The following is a 19,195-nucleotide window of genomic DNA, read 5'->3' on the forward strand; positions in this document are numbered from 1 at the left end:
TAATTGTTTTGCACAATTCCTAAAATTCTGTACTTTTCTACTATTTGGCGGCATGCTTTTGCCTCTCGCTTTCAAAAAAATATTGAGTTCAATGGAATAGGGGTAACGTAGTAGCTCCGTAGATATTCTAATTTTGGGCAACAGAATGATTAATATGATAGAAGTGGAAAAAATAAGCTTAGGCGATTGACTGTCAGATCCCATAGAAGAGCAGTTTTTTGAGAAGAAGCAAAGAAAGGGAGAAACCACGGATGCTTAAAAATGATGAGATTTTGAATTTTAAAAGCCATAAGTGCAATGAAGTAAGCATTCATTGAAGCACTTTTCATACAAGTGGTGCACTGTATCAAATAATTTTTAGATAATAACACCACTAATTTATCGAAGAGAATTGATCATTTTCAACTTGAATAAAATCCCAAATATAGAAATATTCTTTAATTTCAAAGACTCTATTCAACATCAAAAAATTATTTACGTACACATTATAGGCGAGACCAATGTATGGATACAAAGCTTTCGATAAAGGAATAAAAATGCTTCTCATGAAACATCACAATGTGAAGATATCATGGATAAAATTCTAGTCTTTGTGGTCTTGGTATTCTGGAGAGAGGACACAGACATTTAATCTTAAAGACCGATCACTGAGGAAAATAATAAAGGCTTCAGTTTCATAAACTTATAGACAGTGGTACAATGAATTTTGTCTACATTCTTTATGAGCGTCAGCATGAAGTATGCTTAAAATTGCATTGAGATGTTATAATATCATTGATTTATACATTATTTTTCATAGCGAATAAGAGCTCAAAATAAAGTTGTCATATTTTCTCATTAGCTGCTCTCATCATGAAACAATCAAAATCATTTATTTGCATATCATAAATATGACCAATATGTGGATAAAAACATTGAAGAAAGAAAATGCTTTTTATAAATTTTATCCATTACAAGAGCTTTGTCAAAATTGATGGTAGCCAAAGTGAATGATAGCTTGTTTTTTTATAAGCTGGCGAGACAGTGGTGCAATAGATCCTGCTTTTATGAAGGCTAGGGTGAGATAGGATTTTTTAAAAAAACATTTCCCAACGGCTCATCACACCCATTTCGCAACAGCGTTTGTGAATGGTATATGGGTAAAGCTCTCGTGAATAATATAAAACTTATAGGGCATCACTAACTTTACGCTTAATAAAAAGAGCACGTTGGCACCATCATCCTCAGTGTTGTCCGAGACAAGCCCTTGGTTCTTGAGACGGTCCATTATAAGCGCTTTTAGTTCTTTCTGAAACGTTTTGTATTCATACAGTTATCCTTGTTTACAACGTGCAAGAAAATGATTTTTATTGATTCAACATGAGAGAGATTAGGAATGAGAGAATCTTATGATATCTGGGATTCTAATTTAATATGAACAATGCGATATTATCATTATAAACCAGAAATATTATATACTAATTGAGATGGATAGACACATATTGTCAGTTCTATTTTATAAGGTGTTTTAATATCAACGCGTTTGAAGAGTTCTTATTTGCAAAGGGGTATATTTTCCTCATGAGGAGTAGGTGTTTTGGGGGCAAAAAATGATACAATCACGTTTGCTAATTTTTGCGCTACGTGTTGTTTACTCATATGGGGCCATTGTTCAACTTTTTTTCTACTTACGAGATAAACTTGATTTGTATCAGCACCCATGACACTTGTACCATCTAGTTGAAGAGAAATATCATTAGCAAGAATGAAATCAGCTCCTTTTTCAACACATTTTTTTTGCGCATTGGCAATGATATCACATGTTTCAGCAGCAAAACCAATGACCAATGAGGGGCGGTTTGGAGCGTGTCCAATCGTTGCTAAAATGTCAGGATTTTCAACCATATGAAGGGATGGTGGTATTTTATGAGCATTCTTTTTAATTTTGTGTAAAGACTGCGTTTGACTGCGCCAGTCACAAACAGCGGCAACAAAGATAGCACCATCAGCAGGCAATGCGGTTTGAACGGCTTGTAACATCTGTTGTGCTGTTTCAACATGAATGGTTTTTACTTCTTGTGGGTCTGCAAGATTAACAGGTCCACAAATAAGTGTTACTTTTGCACCCAAATGCGCAAGAGCGGTTGCGATGGCATGGCCTTGTTTACCTGAAGACCGATTAGCAATATAACGCACTGGATCAATTGGTTCATGGGTAGGGCCAGAGGTAACGATGAAATGGCGGTCAGAGAGAGGTTTTTCATGCACATTCAAAATAGTCTCTATGGTAGCGACAATAGTTAAAGGTTCGCTCATGCGTCCATATCCTATCTCGTCACGTTCAGCCATATTTCCGATTTCTGGTCCGATGATATGAACGCCATCTGCGCGCAGTTGTGCAACATTGCGAATAGTGGCAGGATGCGCCCACATGGACGGATTCATGGCGGGTGCAATTAAGAGTGGACAGCGTGCCGCTAAAAGAATGCAATCAGTCAGATCATCTCCTATGCCATTGGCTATTTTTGCAATGCGATTGGCTGTAGCAGGGGCTAAAATAATAAGGTCAGCATTACGTGCTAAACGGATATGTCCGATATCGTGTTCTTCTTCGCGTGAAAATAAATCAGTATATACAGTACCACCGCTTAAAGCTTCAGCGGCTAAAGGCGTAATAAACTTTTGCGCTGCTTTTGTCATTACAACTTTTAAATGTGCTCCACGTTCTTGTAAACGGCGAATCAAATCAAGTGCTTTATAGGATGCAATACTTCCACCAATAATAAGAAGGAGAGATTTTGATTTCAATGATTGCATTTCAACAGCGCTAGTATGAAGGGGTTGTGTGGTGAGAGGAGTGGGATTGCTTAAAAGGCGTCGGACTTCTTCTTCCATAGAAATACCATTTTGCGCGGCGCGTATGCGTAAAGCTTCTTTGGTTTCAGGAGACAGGTTACGAATGGTAATACTGGCCATAAAATACCTCCAAGAAATAAAAAGATTGCAATGATTTCATTGTTGATATTTTTAGCATATTAAGGAGATTAGAAAAGATGAAAAAAGTAAAAAGTAAGACAAGCGCAACAAAGTGCAATGATGAAAAGACTATAACGACCATAACGGTTTCTGTGACTTTGTTCTACAGCAAGTTGTTTGAGGGTAGCAGGAGAAAGATTAAAACCTGTTTTTCTCATTTGATTGAAATCTTCTTCTATTTGTTGGAAATTTTGAACCAATTGTGGTGTTTTGCGTGCCAGCGAAAGGAGAGCTTGTGCTCCTTCACTAAAGTCTTTTACAACGCCTACGGGTCCTAAATTTTTACTAATCCATTCTTTGACAATGGGTTCAGAAGCTTTCCACATATTAAAAGTGGGGTCTAATGTGCGGGCAACACCTTCCACGACAACCATCGTTTTTTGCAGCAATAAAAGTTCAGGTCGCGTTTGCATGTCAAATAATTCAGTGACTTCAAACAATAAAGTGAGCAATTTAGCCATGGAAATGCTTTGTGCTGATTGTCCGTGAATTGGTTCGCCAATAGCGCGGTTGGCTTGCGCAAAGCTTTCGATATTATGGTGTGAAGGAACATAGCCGGCCTCAAAATGGGCACGTGCAACTCGATGGTAATCGCGGGTAATAAAGCCGTAAAGAATTTCAGCAAGGAAATGCTTTTCTTTTTTGCCAAGCCTTCCTGTAATGCCTAGATCAACAGCAACAATACATCCTTTTTCATCTACAAATAAATTACCAGGATGCATATCGGCGTGAAAAAAACCATCACGCAGTGTATGACGAAGAAAAGATTGAATAAGCGTAATAGCAAGCGCCTTCAAATCAAATCCTGCTTCTTTGAGTTTGGAAGTTTCGGATATTCTTATACCATCAATCCATTCCATTGTAAGAACATTACGTCCTGTCCGTTCCCAGTCAATACGTGGAACCCGAAAGCCTGTATCATGTTGAATATTTTCAGCCATTTCAGATATAGCTGCTGCTTCTAAGCGTAAATCCATTTCAAGTCGTGTTGTTTGTGCTAAAGTATCCACCACACAAACAGGACGAAGCCTTCGAGAGGCAGGGATATAGCGCTCTTGTAAATGAGCAATGAGATAGAATCCTCTAAGATCTTTAGAAAAACGTGCTCTGATATTGGGACGAATAACTTTTACAGCACATTTTTTCTTATGGCCAGTTTCATCACTGTATTCAGCTGGATGAACTTGAGCAATAGAAGCGGCGGCAATGGGGGGATAAAAATTTACGAATAAATCATCAATAGAGCGACCAAGAGAACTTTCAATTTGAGCAATAGCGGCAGTGCAAGAAAATGTTTGGACACGATCTTGTAGCTGTGACAAATCTTCCGCAATATCACGCCCAACAATATCAGGTCTTGTGGCAAGAAATTGACCAAGTTTTATGTAAGAGGGTCCAAGCTTATTAATGGCATATGAAATATTTTCAGATCGCTGTTTCTTTTTTGTTTTGCGTCGTGCTAATGCACTCGCTATACGATGACATAGCGCTGGAAATCCTTGAAGATCATCATGAGGAAGAGCACTTAAAACACCTTCACGTGTTAAAACCCATCCTGCACGCATCAATTGAAAGTAAGGGGAAATTTGCACCATTTTTAAATTTTCCAACCTGAATGCAGCGCTGCAATCGCACCGGTGAGATTGCGGTACGATACCCGCGAAAACCCCGCATGCTTGATCATATGGGAAAAATCATCTTGCTTAGGAAATTTGCGGATAGATTCAACCAAATAACGATAAGCATCGCCATCATTTGCGATAAATTGACCCAGCTTAGGGATAGCATGGAAAGACCAAAGATCATAAATTTTATCGAGCCAAGGCATCTCGACATTTGAAAATTCTAAACATAAGAAACGTCCACCGAGCTTTAAAACACGAAAAGCTTCTCTAAGAGCTTGATCAATATGAGGAACATTGCGAATTCCAAAAGCAATCGTGTAAGCGTCAAAGCTTTGATCTTCAAAAGGTAGATTTTCTGCATTGGCTTCAACAAAATCAATCAGAGGGGCAAGACCATTTTTTTGTGCGCGTTTTTTGCCAACGCTGAGCATTGAGCCATTAATATCAAGCACTGTAGCATGGGCTTTTTGGCGTGAAGCATTAAGAATACGAAAAGCAATATCACCTGTACCGCCAGCGACATCAAGAACTTTCCAATGAGAAAGTGCTGGTGGGGAAAGCCAAGCAATCATGGAATTTTTCCACACACGGTGTAGCCCTAAGGATAAGATATCATTCATCTTGTCATAATTTTCAGCAACAGAATGAAACACACCATCCACCATGGATTGTTTTTGTGTTTCATCTACTATTGTAAAACCAAAAGAGTGCTCCATGCCACCCTTGGTTCCTACACGTTCTGTTTCAATTGCCATGTATATGATCTTCCTTATTTTTCTTTTATCGTAAATGAAATAGAGAGGGAATGTTCAACTACGAAAAAACAACGTATAAAACTACGATATTTACACAGCCAAAAACAGAAGAGTACCTTTAGATATCAAGATTGGCAACGCTTAAGGCATTGTCTTGAATAAAAATACGCCTAGGTTCAACTTCATCACCCATGAGACGAGAAAAAAGTGAATCTGCATCGGTTGCATCATTAATTTTTACTTGTAAAAGAGAACGTGCATTGGGATCAAGCGTTGTTTCCCAAAGTTGTTCAGCATTCATTTCCCCAAGACCTTTATAACGTTGAAGAGTAACACCTTTTTTACCGTTTGTAAAAATGCTCTCTAAAAGGCTCATAGGACCAAAAATACGCTCTGTTTTATCTTTGCGACGTAAAAGAACAGGAGGATGATATATGTCGATAAAATTTTGGGAAATGCGATCAATTTGGCGTGCGTCAGTTGAATTTATAAGTCCCACATCAAGCGTAACAACATCTTTAACACCACGCAAAATACGCTCAAAACATAAACTTCCATCTGCTGTATATTGTCCACTCCAACCTTGTTCCATATCATCAGCAATCAGATTAAGGCGGTGTGCTGTAGTATCTGCTATTTTTTGCGCTTTTTCTTGTGTTGCAAAGACTTCAAGATTAAAAGCGCCAGCAATTGCTGCTTGTTCAACAATATTACGGTCATAACGGGTATGAAGACCATTTAAAAGTTGACGTAATATACGAGCATCTTTAGCGAGTTGATACAAATCAGCCCCTGCACGAACTTCTCCCGTTGAAAGCTCAAGCGTTGTTTCTTCTAATCCAGTATCGATCAAGAATTCTTCAAACGCTGCTTCATTTTTAATATATTGGGAAGATTTTCCACGCGATACTTTATAAAGAGGAGGCTGAGCAATATAAAGATGTCCACGTTCAATCAACTCGGGCATTTGTCTAAAAAAGAAAGTGAGCAGCAGAGTACGAATATGGGCTCCATCAACGTCCGCATCCGTCATGATAATAATCTTATGATAACGTAATTTATCTGGTGAAAATTCATCCTTACCGATAGACGTTCCAAGAGCTGTAATAAGTGTTCCAATCATATCAGATGAGAGCATGCGGTCGAAACGTGCTCGTTCAACATTGAGGATTTTACCACGAAGGGGTAAAATTGCTTGATTTTGACGTGAGCGCCCACTTTTTGCTGAACCGCCAGCCGAATCCCCCTCGACAATAAAGATTTCTGATTTTGCGGGATCTCGTTCTTGGCAATCGGCAAGCTTTCCTGGTAGAGAAGTGATATCAAGCGCCCCTTTTCGTCTTGTGAGTTCACGTGCTTTGCGTGCTGCTTCACGTGCTGTTGCAGCTTCTACCACTTTACTAATGAGAAGTTTTGCTTCATGAGGATGTTCTTCCAGCCATATTGAAAGACCTTCATTGACCAAACTTTCAACAATAGGGCGCACTTCAGAAGAGACTAACTTATCCTTTGTTTGTGAAGAAAATTTTGGATCAGGAACTTTGACAGAAAGAATAGCTGTTAATCCTTCACGGCAGTCATCACCGGTTAAGTTCACTTTTTCTTTTTTAGCAATACCTGAAGATTCAGCATAGCCATTAATTTGGCGTGTAAGGGCACTTCTGAAACCTATCAAATGCGTTCCACCGTCACGCTGAGGGATATTATTGGTAAAACACAAGACCTTCTCATGATAGGAATCATTCCACCACAGGGCAACATCAACGCTCATACCATCCTTTTCACTTGCAATATAAATAGGAGTATCAAGCAGAGCTTTTTTTGATTGATCAATATATTTCACAAACTCTATTAATCCACCTTCATAATGCAATTCAACGGATTTAATATCAGCATGACGCTCGTCAACAAGAAGAATATAAACCCCAGAATTTAGAAAAGCTAATTCCCGTAAACGACGCTCTAAAGTTTCAAAATCAAACTCAACCATAGTAAAGGTTTCAGAGCTTGGTAAAAATCTAATTTCTGTTCCACTTTCTTGATCGCAATCGCCAACAACTTTTAATGGAGCATCAGCTACCCCGTGGGTAAATGATATTTCATGAATTTTACCATTGCGTTTGATTTGCAATTTAAGCCAAACGGATAATGCATTCACAACAGAGACGCCAACACCGTGTAATCCGCCTGAAACTTTATAAGAGTTTTGATCAAACTTTCCACCGGCATGAAGCTGTGTCATAATAACTTCAGCGGCAGAAATACCTTCTGTTGGATGGATATCTGTCGGAATTCCACGTCCATTATCACGAACAGAACAAGAACCATCAGCATGGAGTGTGACGTTTACAAGAGTTGCATGACCGGCTAAAGCTTCATCGATAGCATTGTCTACAACTTCATAGACCATATGGTGTAACCCCGATCCATCATCAGTGTCACCGATATACATACCAGGACGTTTGCGTACAGCATCAAGACCTTTGAGAACTTTGATAGAAGCGGCATCATAGTTATTGCTTTGTGCTGGTGAGGTTATTTCATCACTCATAAGTTAGTCCATTCCTGTGTTCAATTTACAATATTTTATCCGCTTTCTTTAAAGCTCAATGTTCTGATCAGTTATTTATGGAATAACCACATTAAATATTTACCGTATATCAGATCTAGATTCAATATCTGTCGATATATAATGGAGAGAATGATAAAATGATAGTGTACTGTTATGCTGTAAAACACTAGGGCGGTGATATAAGGCGAATAAACACTTATGACTTATACAAAAAGCTGTTTCATAAACGATGCTATTTACTTTGTTTATTTTTGCATATGCGTAATGTTTCAGAATTAGTTATGCATTTTTGTGTTACACTAATAAAGGTCTCACTTGTTTTATCCATAAATCAATTTTTCAATCCTAATTCTACCATATATTTAAAACAAAGGTTGCGAGCTCTCTAAGCAGTTCAAACTTTTGTATGTTAGATTGAGGCGAAAATATTGTGTATATTGGTTTGTGTCATCTTTAAAATGTGAAAAAAGCTTCATTTGAGGAAAATATAAATGCGTAAATGTAAAAACACGTTTCCACGATCATCTTTTATATTCAACTTTACAATTTAAAAAAACGTCTACGGTGATGTTTTTGAATAATGAGGGTAATGACGAATTATCTTACGCTTTTGTTTCTTGCATTCTCGTGAGGTTGCATCGCTCATTCAAAACAAAACGCCATTGTACTGTTTATTCACGCGCTTTTTTAAGGAGCATCTCTCAATGTTCCCAAACTCATTTTACAACGATGTTTGAATAGTATAACGCAAAATACCCTGTGAATACTACAAGATTTATGTCCCCCATCTTTCCCATCGTGACAATAAAGTGCAAATCAGAATCATCATTTTATTTTTCAGCTCTTAAATGTTGATGCAACCTTAATGTTGAGAAAACCCTCGGCATTTGAGGGGTATTTTTACTCTTTTCTTCAATATATCTATATACTTCCCAGGTTGTGATACGCAAGGAAATGGTCTTAATATTTTAAGATACGCAATAAAGTATATACAGCTTATTTCTTATATTAAAAAATTAAATCGCTTTTCTCTAAAATTACTTTTTATATATTCATTTTGGAAAATTAACATCAGAAATCTAAGCATTTTCAATGGTTTCAAAAATAGCAAGAATTTTATTTATTAAACGCCAGATATTTTGGTGAAGTGCGTTAGATAATAGTTAAGAAGTGTTGCATCTTAGTTTTGAAAAATGGGGGAGAGATTTTGAAAATAAAAAAATCTATATATGTGAAACATCTTCAATTGCGTTTACAGTACTTTTTATTCAATAATCCATACAATATTTTTATTCGTATTTTATTTGTAGCGGGGGGGGTTCTATTTTCCTCTTACGCAGAAGCTGAAAGGTTGCCTTCTTTTTTTGATTCGCATGAACATTTGGTACAACCTGATACAACGGATATCTTTCGTTTGCGTTTTGTAACAACTTTTGATTTTCCTCCTTTTAATTTTATTGATCAATCGGGGTATCTTGCAGGTTATAATATCGATTTATTGCGTGCTATTTGCTCAAAATTAAAATTAGAGAAGCTTTGTGAAATAGAAGTGATTCCTTGGAAAGAGCTTGTAGAACATGTTAAAAATGGTGGTGCAGAAGTCATTATTGCGGGTTTAAAAGAAACAAGTAAAACCCAGCAAGATCTTGTTTTTACAAAGTCATATTTGCGCTTTCCAGCGCGATTTGTTGCTTCTCGACGTTTAAATCTCGATGAGCCAATAAGCGATCAATTGATACATTTAACCAGTGGTGTTTTGTCTAAAAGTGTTCACGAAAAACTCTTTCAATATTATTTTCCTAAAGCCAAATGGCAAGGGTTTAAAAAGAGAGAAGAGCTCTATAAAGCATTACAAGAGCGTAAAATTGACCTTATTTTTGATGATGGATTTGCTTTATCATTATGGTTCAAAAAACAAAAATCTGTTGATTGCTGCCATTTTGTTGGGGGGGCATATATGGCGCCACAGTTATTGGGGCAAGGAATGCAGCTTGCTGTTGCAAAAAAGAATGAAAAATTGGTTGATATACTCAATTATGCGCTGAAATCTCTAGAAGAGGATGGTAAACTTACAGAACTTTATTTGCGTTATTTTCCAATAAGTTTTTTTTGATGAGTAGTTTTTTAATTAAGGGCTGTTAATCTTTCTGCGCCTAGTCGATAGGAAATAGCTTCTGCGAGATGATAGCGTGAAAGAGTATCTGATCCGTCAAGATCAGCAATTGTGCGTGCAACTTTGAGAATGCGATGATAAGCGCGTGCGGAGAGGTGCATTTTTTCACTCACATCTCGTAAGAGTATGGTCGCACTTTTATCAGGAATGGCAATCTGTTCTATAATTTTGGCAGGGCAATCGCCATTGGTACGAATATGATCAAACCCCATTGTTGAAAAACGTTTAGCTTGAATGGTACGGCACCGTGCGACGCGTTTGGCAACGTCGCAGCTTTTTTCTGATTGTTCTGGTTGCATAAGGTCCATAGCCGTCAAAGCAGGGACATCAATCCGTAAATCAATTCGGTCAAGCAGAGGACCAGAAATACGGGACTGATAATCGATTTGACAGCGTATCCCTTTAGGGCAAACATGGTCTTTTTCGCCTGCCATACCACAACGGCAAGGATTCATTGCGGCAATAAGTTGGAAGCGAGCAGGATAGCTAATATGGTGATTAGCACGGGCGATAACTGACTCCCCACTTTCTAAAGGTTGACGAAGAGAATCAAGAACCCGTGGAGAAAATTCAGGCAATTCATCAAGGAATAACACACCATTATGAGCAAGGGAGACCTCTCCCGGTCGTCCTTTAAGCCCTCCACCAATCATTGCGGCCATGGAAGCAGAATGATGTGGGGAACGAAAGGGGCAATGAAGTGAAATGGTATTATGAACCGTTTCTCCTGTAATAGAAGCAATCAGAGAGACATCTAAAAGCTCACGGCTATCAAGAGGTGGCAAAATGGAAGGTAAGCGTTGCGCTAGCATAGATTTTCCAGCACCAGGGGGACCTACAAACAAAAGGTTATGGCGTCCAGCAGCACAAACTTCTAAGGCACGTTTGGCTGTTTTTTGTCCTTTGATTTCGCAAAGATCTGGAAGTTCAGTTTCGATAGTATATTGGCGCGGTTGTGGACGTTTTTGAATTTGGGTTCCTTTGAAATGGTTGACTATAGTGAGCAGAGTCTCTGGGGCAAGAATATTTATTTCTGCATTTGCCCATGCTGCTTCAGGTCCACATTGGAAGGGACAAATCAGTCCTTTATCGAGTGATAAAGCTGTCATGGCAGCTGGTAAAACACCATTAACGGCGGTAAGTGAACCATCCAGTGATAATTCTCCTAAAATGACATAGTCTTGAGCTACTTCGGGAGGGAGGATTCCCATAGCAAGCATTAAGCCTACGGCGATTGGCAAATCATAATGCGATCCCTCTTTAGGCAAATCAGCTGGTGCAAGATTAATCGTAATTCGTTTAGTAGGCATAGAAAGTCCACAAGCGTGGAGGGCTGCTTGTACACGTTCACGGCTTTCTGCAACTGCTTTATCAGCTAATCCAACAATAGCCATTCCTATTTTACCAGACGAAATCATAACCTGTACATCGACAGGGACTGCTTCTAGACCGCGAAAAGCAACAGTTGTAATACGTGCGATCATTTATTTATTTTCCCCCTTTAGACTTGGTAGAGACAATCATATCTATTTATAAAAATCAAGAAGCATCTCTATAGCTTTTTTTATAGAGAGAACTATATACGTGGGCAGTTTTTTAGCATTCCCATGGAAAGTCATTTGTACAAATTTAACCATGATGATATGGGACGCAATAAAACATTTATAATAAGCTAAATAAATATGTTAAGAAAAAAAGAATGAGGCTGTTCGTGTTATACAACAGTGCAAAATTTTATGAAAATATAAGGGGAGGATAACGTTATGTATCGCAGAGTGTTATTTGATGTGATAAAACGTGTAAAATGTGCAAAGTAATTATATTTACCTTTCTTATTTTTATATTATTTAAAGCGTAGTAGATGCAAAGTGTATTATAAGGTATCTGATTTTATGGTATACCAGACAAGAATTTTGTTAAAATCAGGGACTGTGCGCTGTGTATTTATAGGCTTGTGTTTTACTTTTTCTTTTCCACAGCCACTTGCTGCATTTGATTTTTTCGGCATCCCTTTTTTTGGTCAAAAGAAAACAAATTCTTCTTCACATTATACCAAAAGTACAGAGAAATTTTATAAAGTTGATGTTGTTGCACCGCCAGGTGCACCATTAGAAGGTATAAAAATAGTTAAATCTGTTTCTTCTCTTGTTGCTGATAAAGAGAAAGCATCCGCCAGTTCTTCTGGTTTGCTCGCCAAGGCGCGTTCAGATTATCGAGCAATTCTTTCTGCTCTTTATGCTGATGGACGCTATGGTGGTGTTATTAGTATTAAAATTAATGGCTTAGAAGTCGCTGATTTAAGTCCGGTAACTCAACTTCCAGCACAATCGAATATCGTTATTACAATTAATGCTGGTCCACAATATGTTTTTAGTATTGCCAATATTGATAAAGTAGCTCCGTTTGAAAAACGTAAAGCGCATAAAATGCCCACAATTGAAGAATTGGGCTATAAATTTGGGGCTATTGCTAAATCTGAAACCATTTTGAAAGCAGAAAAATGGGCGATAGAAGGATGGCGGCAACAAGGTTATGCTAAAGCTAAAATTATGAAGAGTGAAGTCGTGGCTGATCATGCTACATTGCGTGTTGAAGGACGGATTGTTGTTGGTCCTGGACAAAAGGCTTATTATGGTCCTTTAAGTGTGCGTAATATAAGTAAGAAACCACGTGTAGATTCAGCTTATATCGCGTGGATGACCGGATTGAAACCAGGGCAGATATACGATTCTGATGCGTTAGCTAAGGCAAATGAACGTCTTGCGCGCCTTGGTGTTTTTCGTGCTATCAATATACGTGAGGCTGATACTATTAATCTAGATGGTAGTTTACCGCTTGCACTTGTTGTACAAGAACGTAAACCGCGTCGTTTTGGTGTAGGCGGTAGCTATTCAACTTTAGACGGTGCTGGTTTTGAGACTTATTGGATGCATAATAATCTTTTGGGTCATGCAGAGACTCTTAAAATTGAAACAAAAATAAGTGGTGTTGGTAGCAATAAAAAGCAATCATATAATTTTAAAAATTTTGATTATCTTTTCGGTGGTACATTTGTAAAGCCCGGTGTACTCACGCCAGATACAGATTTCAGATCAGAATTAAAAATACAACAAGATGTTTTAGAAAATTATACGACAAAAGCCATCAAAGGAAAATTAGGTATTACGCATATTTTTAATGGTAATCTATCGGGACAGGCTGCTGTAGAAGTTTCAAATGGTTATTCACGTGATATCTATTTTGGGAGCCGTAATTTTACAACAATCGGTTTCCCTAGCGGCTTGATTTACGATAGTCGTAATAATAAGTTTAATGCAACAAAAGGTTTATATGGTGAAGTTTTCATTGAGCCTTTTTATGAGATGCGTTTTAGCAACTTTGTTGCAAAAGTAACAGCAGAAGGTCGTTCTTATTGGGCGTTGGATGAAGGGGATCGTTTTGTTGTTGCTGCGCGGGCAAAGCTTGGTACAATTCTTGGGAATGATACAGCACAAGTACCCGCAAATACGCTTTTTTTTGCTGGTGGTGGGGGCTCTGTTCGTGGTTATGCTTACCGTAATATTGGTATCAAAACAGAAAATGATGGGGTTGTTGGTGGACGGGCGCTTATTGAGGGGTCAGCAGAATTGCGTGTTTCTTTAAATGATAAAATAGGGTTTGTCAGTTTTCTTGATGGAGGTTTAGTAGGGAAAAAGGCGAATTTTGATTTTTCTCAAAAAATTAAATGGGGAGCCGGTATAGGAGGTCGTTATATGACGGGTCTTGGTCCTTTACGCGTTGATTTAGCCTTTCCTTTAAAGAGAGAGAAGGGTGACCCTCGCATTGGTTTTTATGTGGGTATAGGGCAAGCATTTTAATGAAAAAAGGTGTACGTTTATCAGCTTTCTTCTTTGTATTTTTGTTTTTTGGGGTGGGTAGTTTTGTTTTTGCGCAAAGAGGAGACATTCTTCCCTCTAGCGAAATGAAAACAGATGATCGCTCATGGTTTGTTTCTTTAATTGAACGAAAGCTTTCAGCGCCTAATCGTCAAGTTCGTTTACACAATATGCAAGGGACACTGTCTTCTCAAACATCAATTGATACTATTACTGTCAGTGATAAAAAAGGGGTTTGGCTTAAAATTACCAATGCTAAAATGGATTGGAATCGTCTAGCGTTGCTGAGAGGGCGGATGGATATTAACCAGCTTTCGGCAGAACAGGTTACATTTTTACGCAAACCGCAAGGCAATTCTTCTTTTGTTTCTTCCCTTGAGACTGGTAAATTCTCTTTACCAAAATTACCGCTTGCTCTTTCTATCAATACGCTTACAGCTCAACATGTGACATTTGAACAGAATCTTTTTGGTTTTTCTGCTGATATGTCCTTAAAAGGCAATTTCACCTTGGCTGGTGGTAATTTTGATGTCGATATAGCGGCGCATCGTTTAGATGCACCGGGTTCTTTTTCTGTTCTCACCAAGATATCTGATAGTAATCGTACAGCTCAAATTGATATTTCTGCTAACGAACCACAAAATGGTATTTTGGCGAATATTTTTAACATTGAACAACGTCCAGCATTAAGTCTCGTCGTGAAAGGTGATGGTACTTTTGATGATTTGGTTATCAAACTTTCTTTAGAGTCCGATCATCATTCTATTTTAGATGGTAATGTTATTCTTGCAAGTGTTCCAGAAGGACAGAGTTTTTCTACGAAATTAGAGGGAACACTGAGCCCTTTAATACCTGTTCAATATCGTAGTCTCTTCGAATCTGATATAACATTAAAAGCAAAGGCAAGAAGAACAAAAGAAGGTGTGACACACCTTGATCAGATGGTTATTCAGAACAAAGCAATGAATGTTATAGCCAATGCTGAAATAACCGCTGATGGATTCTTGCGACGGCTTTTTGTTGATGGCAAAATGGCTCTTGATAACGAAAAGGAGTCTATTCATTTACCTATATCAGAAGTGCCAAAACCTGCGAATACTCTTGCTTTGAACATTGACTATGGTCGCGAAGGTCAACAATCTTGGAATGGGCGGTTGGTTGTAAATCATTTAAGCAATAAAAATATTTATATTCGCGATGCAATTTTTGATATGGGAGGAGTAAGCGAAAATCTTGATAATGCAGCTTCTCGTCATGTTGGTGTTCAGGTTAAAGGGACGCTTCAAGGGGTTAAAAAGATTAAGGGAGCGTTAGTAGAAAATTTAAGCCAAGCGGTTCATGTGCATTTAGATACGGATATTGTTTCGAACAAACCAATTTTGATTCATGATCTGAGTGTTACGGCTCAGGGTTTTTCTTCTTGGTTAAAAGGGACAATGGAGAATTTTGTTTTTAAAGGCGATCTCGGTTTAAAAGCTCAAACATTAACTCCTTTGGAAGTGTTCAGTAAACAATCACTTTCTGGTAATGCAGATATTAAAGCCAAAGGAACGATCAGTTTATTGAGTGGCATTTTTGATCTCCAATTATCAGGAATGGCTGACGATATGAAAATAGGCGTGCAGTCTTTTGATCGTTTATTCAAAGGAAATACTACTCTTTCAGGTGGCACTGCTCGAAATACAAAGGGCTTCACTTTACGTCATTTTAATTTGAAAAATCAATATACAAATATAGAGGCTAATGGTTATTTTTCAGATGAAAGCGCTAAAATGGATCTATCTGCTCAAATATCTGATTTGTCCAAATTAGACTCAAAGATAAGCGGTGCACTTACAATTCAAAGTACGGCGAGAGGGCGCAATAGCCATATAAAACTAAATACGCGTGCCCATATTTCTGAAGCATTAATTGTAGGGAAGAAACTTCAAAACACAACATTTAACATAGATGCATTTGTAGATAATACAGCACCAGTTACTTCTTTAACAGGGGTGGTAAAGGGTGAAGGAATTTTTGCTAAGAAACCTTTGCATTTATCGGCCTCTTTTGAAGATTCTCATAAAATTCGAAAACTTGAAAATATCGATATTAGAGGGGGAAGTGCAAAAATAACGGGTGATCTTTCTCAACAACTTGGCGGTTTTTTGAAAGGAGCGCTGCATATTGATGCCGATGATATTTCCGTACTTTCAGCGTTATTTTTGCAGGATGGTAGTGGAAAAGTAAAAGGAGATTTTATTTTTGATGAACAAAATGGCAGACAAAAAACCAATGTGAAGGCGCATGTTAACCATTTGAATTTTTCCAAGAATAAAATAAAAAAATTGGCAATAGATGCTGACATATTCGATCCTTTTGGCATGACTCAGTTTGAAGGAGTTATCAATGCAGAACATATTCAAACACCTTTGGTAATGGTCAATCGTTTAAATGCTCACGCTGATAGGAATAATGGACAAACGGTTTTTACTGTCCAGGCGATGTTGCATGATACTCTCAATGCAAGGCTTTCTGGTCGTTTAATGGTTGAGGAACTTCCAGAAAGTATAAAACGAGAAGTGCAAATTGAAGCTGTGGACTTAAAACAACATACTTTTCATGCAACATTGCCGAAGCCATCTATAATTTCTTTTGATAAAGATGGAATGACAATCAATGAATTAGGAATTGCAATAAATGGAGGCAACATCATTTTAGCAGGAAATATTCAAGATACCCTGAATTTACAACTTACAATGAATGCGCTTCCTGCTGCTTTAGTCAATCTGTGGAAATCCGATCTTGGAGCAGCAGGGAGTGTAACAGGGCAGGTTATGATTCGTGGTCATTTAAAAAAACCTGATATAACTTACGATATAAAAGGTGAGGGACTGACAACCGTTGCTTTTCAAGATAAAAAAATTATGCCTTTTTCTCTTTCTGCTACGGGAAATACTGTAGATCAAAATCTTACTTTGAATGCAAATTTAACAGGAGAAGGAGTACAAGCACAAGCTCAGGGGCGTGTATCTCTAGAGAAAAATGCGCTTGATCTTCATATTAATTTGCAAAATTTATCTGCACGTTTGGCGAATGGTTTTATTGCAGGACAAGCGCTTGATGGGACAGTGATAGGTAAAGTTGATATTGGTGGAACAATGAAGGATCCATCTGCTCATTTTGAGCTTTCTAGTCAAAATTTAACCGCTATGACGCATAAAGGACCGATGTCAATCAATATAAATGCTCGTGGTTCTTATAAAAAATCGACATTTCATATTGAAAATATGATAGCTACTGGAGATAAAGGATTAGATCTTTCCATCCATGGGCCTGTATCTCTTAATGGTTCAGAGGCAAAATTAAACGTTAAAGGGATAATGCCTCTTGATTTTGTTAATCTCTTATTAGCTAAGCGTGGTGCACATATAACGGGTACAGCAAGAATTGATACAGCTCTTAATGGGTCATTATCAAAGCCACAATTGATAGGAAATATTTCTATAGGCGACGGTAGCTTTTTTGATTCACAAACAAATGTAGGATTAAATAATATAACAATTGAAGGCAAATTGAAAGGTGATCATATCCTTATAGAAAAAGCTTCAGCTTCTTCGTTTGAGGGGGGAGGAATTTCTGCTTCAGGTCGTATCTCTAATGGTCTAGAGACAGATTTGATATTTCATCTTGATAATGCCAATTATAATGATGGTTCTATGATTCTGGCAACATTATCAGGTGAGATGACAATGACAGGTCATTTTTTAAATAGTCTTGTTCTTGGTGGTGATATCATCGTTGAAAAAGCTGAAGTTTTTGTTCCTGATCATTTTAAAAGTGCCAAGTTTCTTGATGTTAGAAATAAGAATTTAACTAAATCGATTCAAACAACACTTGAACGTGCTGATGTTAAGAACACGAACAAAAGCAAAAGCCGTATAGTTACACAAGAATCTTCATCTGTCGTGCTATCAAACATGCGTATTACAGCACGCAATCAATTTTTTGTACGCGGAAAAGGCTTAGATGCTGAACTGGGAGGACGCATTAATCTAGCAGGTCCATTGAATGATGTGCATCCAGTTGGTGAATTTAGAATGATTCGTGGACGTTTTGATATCCTGTCGCAACGTCTTAATTTTGATCAAGGACAAGCGAGTTTTAGTGGTAATCTTAATCCTACGGTTTATTTTGTAACCAACAATAACAGTGGTGATATTCGTGTCACTGTAACTGTAAGTGGGACGGTTGATAATCTTGATATTAATTTTTCATCACAACCAAATTTGCCTCAGGATGAGATTTTGGCGCGTTTGATTTTTAATCGCTCTCTTAATGAATTATCACCATTTCAGATTGCTCAACTTGCAGCAGCAGCGGCTGATCTTGCAGGTAGTTCTAATACATCTTTGTTGAATACTTTACGAACTAAAATTGGACTTGATGATCTTGATGTTATCGTTAATGAGAAGGGGAATACAGGCTTACGTATTGGACGCTACATACACAATAATATTTATTTGGGTTTTGAAGCAGGGTCTGATGGAACGACGAAAGGGACAATTAATTTAGATATTTCGCGTCATCTCAAAGCTAAAGGTGCCATAGGAAATGAACAAAATTCTAGTATAGGTCTCTTTTATGAAAGAGATTATTAAAGATTGAATTTACAAAAAACAATTTCTTCGTTTTTTGTCTCTCATTTCTAAATCTGAGGAAGGAGGCATAGACTAGAAATCCTATAAAAGAAGAAGCTTTTTGTTGAGGCGTGAAGAGATATATCTGAAATATTTGATTTTTGTTATGCTATTCTCTAAAGGGACAAAATCTTCACGAAAGATAGTATGTTATTTTGCTGCTATATATTTATTTTAGAGAAATACCTTACCTTGTTTTCAAGCCCATATCGTGCTGTTGCCTAAAGAATGGAGTGTGTGCAATATATTGATTTATAAAGATAATTTATTGTTATTCAACTTGAATTAGAACTTTGAATATCGTACGAATCTCTTTCGTATTGAATCAATCAAAATCATTCGGCTTGTATGCTACAAGCGGAGAATCCTGTGTGGATAAAACTATTAAGAAATAACTAAAAATGCCTCTTATGAATCATCTCGAGAGCTAAGAGCTGTCGCAACATTAGGGACTGGCAGAATAGTGTGAGTGGTGCCGGCTTGTTACTCCATAAGCGTAAA

General features: G+C 37.7%; 8 protein-coding genes. 3 read left to right on the top strand and 5 right to left on the bottom strand.

Features of this window, described 5'->3' with window-relative positions; genetic code table 11:
• Positions 1 to 1,533: 1,533 nt before the first annotated feature.
• From coaBC to gyrB, 4 genes are all read right to left on the bottom strand, one after another.
• On the bottom strand, positions 1,534 to 2,955 hold the full coding sequence (gene coaBC / locus ACFINK_RS01825; protein WP_375638153.1) for a bifunctional phosphopantothenoylcysteine decarboxylase/phosphopantothenate--cysteine ligase CoaBC: 1,422 nt from the start codon (positions 2,953 to 2,955) through the stop codon (positions 1,534 to 1,536).
• A 68-nt stretch (positions 2,956 to 3,023) separates the two neighbouring features.
• Entirely contained in the window at positions 3,024 to 4,610 is a 1,587-nt protein-coding gene (ubiB, locus tag ACFINK_RS01830) for a 2-polyprenylphenol 6-hydroxylase (protein ID WP_375611369.1), read from the bottom strand.
• A 2-nt stretch (positions 4,611 to 4,612) separates the two neighbouring features.
• Entirely contained in the window at positions 4,613 to 5,395 is a 783-nt protein-coding gene (gene ubiE / locus ACFINK_RS01835) for a bifunctional demethylmenaquinone methyltransferase/2-methoxy-6-polyprenyl-1,4-benzoquinol methylase UbiE (protein WP_375612796.1), read from the bottom strand.
• 118 nt (positions 5,396 to 5,513) lie between these two features.
• Positions 5,514 to 7,946, bottom strand: a complete 2,433-nt coding sequence (gene gyrB / locus ACFINK_RS01840) for a DNA topoisomerase (ATP-hydrolyzing) subunit B (RefSeq protein WP_375611371.1) — start codon at positions 7,944 to 7,946, stop codon at positions 5,514 to 5,516.
• Positions 7,947 to 9,174: 1,228 nt separating this feature from the next.
• Between gyrB and ACFINK_RS01845 the strand changes: the two genes are divergently transcribed.
• Positions 9,175 to 10,080, top strand: a complete 906-nt coding sequence (locus ACFINK_RS01845) for an ABC transporter substrate-binding protein (protein ID WP_375638154.1) — start codon at positions 9,175 to 9,177, stop codon at positions 10,078 to 10,080.
• Positions 10,081 to 10,091: 11 nt separating this feature from the next.
• Here the strand turns inward: ACFINK_RS01845 and ACFINK_RS01850 are convergent, their stop codons facing one another.
• Complete coding sequence (locus ACFINK_RS01850) at positions 10,092 to 11,624, bottom strand: YifB family Mg chelatase-like AAA ATPase (RefSeq protein WP_375612798.1); 1,533 nt, start codon at positions 11,622 to 11,624, stop codon at positions 10,092 to 10,094.
• 408 nt (positions 11,625 to 12,032) lie between these two features.
• Here ACFINK_RS01850 and ACFINK_RS01855 point away from each other — a divergent pair, with 408 nt between their 5' ends.
• Positions 12,033 to 13,997 (top strand): autotransporter assembly complex protein TamA, encoded by a 1,965-nt coding sequence (locus ACFINK_RS01855; protein WP_375628501.1) that lies wholly within the window; start codon positions 12,033 to 12,035, stop codon positions 13,995 to 13,997.
• Positions 13,997 to 18,655, top strand: a complete 4,659-nt coding sequence (locus tag ACFINK_RS01860) for a translocation/assembly module TamB domain-containing protein (protein ID WP_375628500.1) — start codon at positions 13,997 to 13,999, stop codon at positions 18,653 to 18,655. Before ACFINK_RS01855 ends, ACFINK_RS01860 begins: the two co-directional genes overlap by 1 nt.
• The last annotated feature ends 540 nt before the right edge of the window (positions 18,656 to 19,195 follow it).

It is taken from the genome of Bartonella sp. AA16NXGY (assembly GCF_042197325.1).
In the GTDB taxonomy this organism is placed as follows: Bacteria; Pseudomonadota; Alphaproteobacteria; order Rhizobiales; family Rhizobiaceae; genus Bartonella.

Excerpts from the sequence above, each read along its gene's own strand:
- ACFINK_RS01860 (WP_375628500.1), top strand. The coding sequence starts at position 13,997 with ATGAAAAAAGGTGTACGTTTATCAGCTTTCTTCTTTGTATTTTTGTTT.
- ubiE (WP_375612796.1), bottom strand. The coding sequence starts at position 5,395 with ATGGCAATTGAAACAGAACGTGTAGGAACCAAGGGTGGCATGGAGCAC.
- ACFINK_RS01855 (WP_375628501.1), top strand. The coding sequence starts at position 12,033 with ATGGTATACCAGACAAGAATTTTGTTAAAATCAGGGACTGTGCGCTGT.
- coaBC (WP_375638153.1), bottom strand. The coding sequence starts at position 2,955 with ATGGCCAGTATTACCATTCGTAACCTGTCTCCTGAAACCAAAGAAGCT.
- ubiB (WP_375611369.1), bottom strand. The coding sequence starts at position 4,610 with ATGGTGCAAATTTCCCCTTACTTTCAATTGATGCGTGCAGGATGGGTT.
- gyrB (WP_375611371.1), bottom strand. The coding sequence starts at position 7,946 with ATGAGTGATGAAATAACCTCACCAGCACAAAGCAATAACTATGATGCC.
- ACFINK_RS01850 (WP_375612798.1), bottom strand. The coding sequence starts at position 11,624 with ATGATCGCACGTATTACAACTGTTGCTTTTCGCGGTCTAGAAGCAGTC.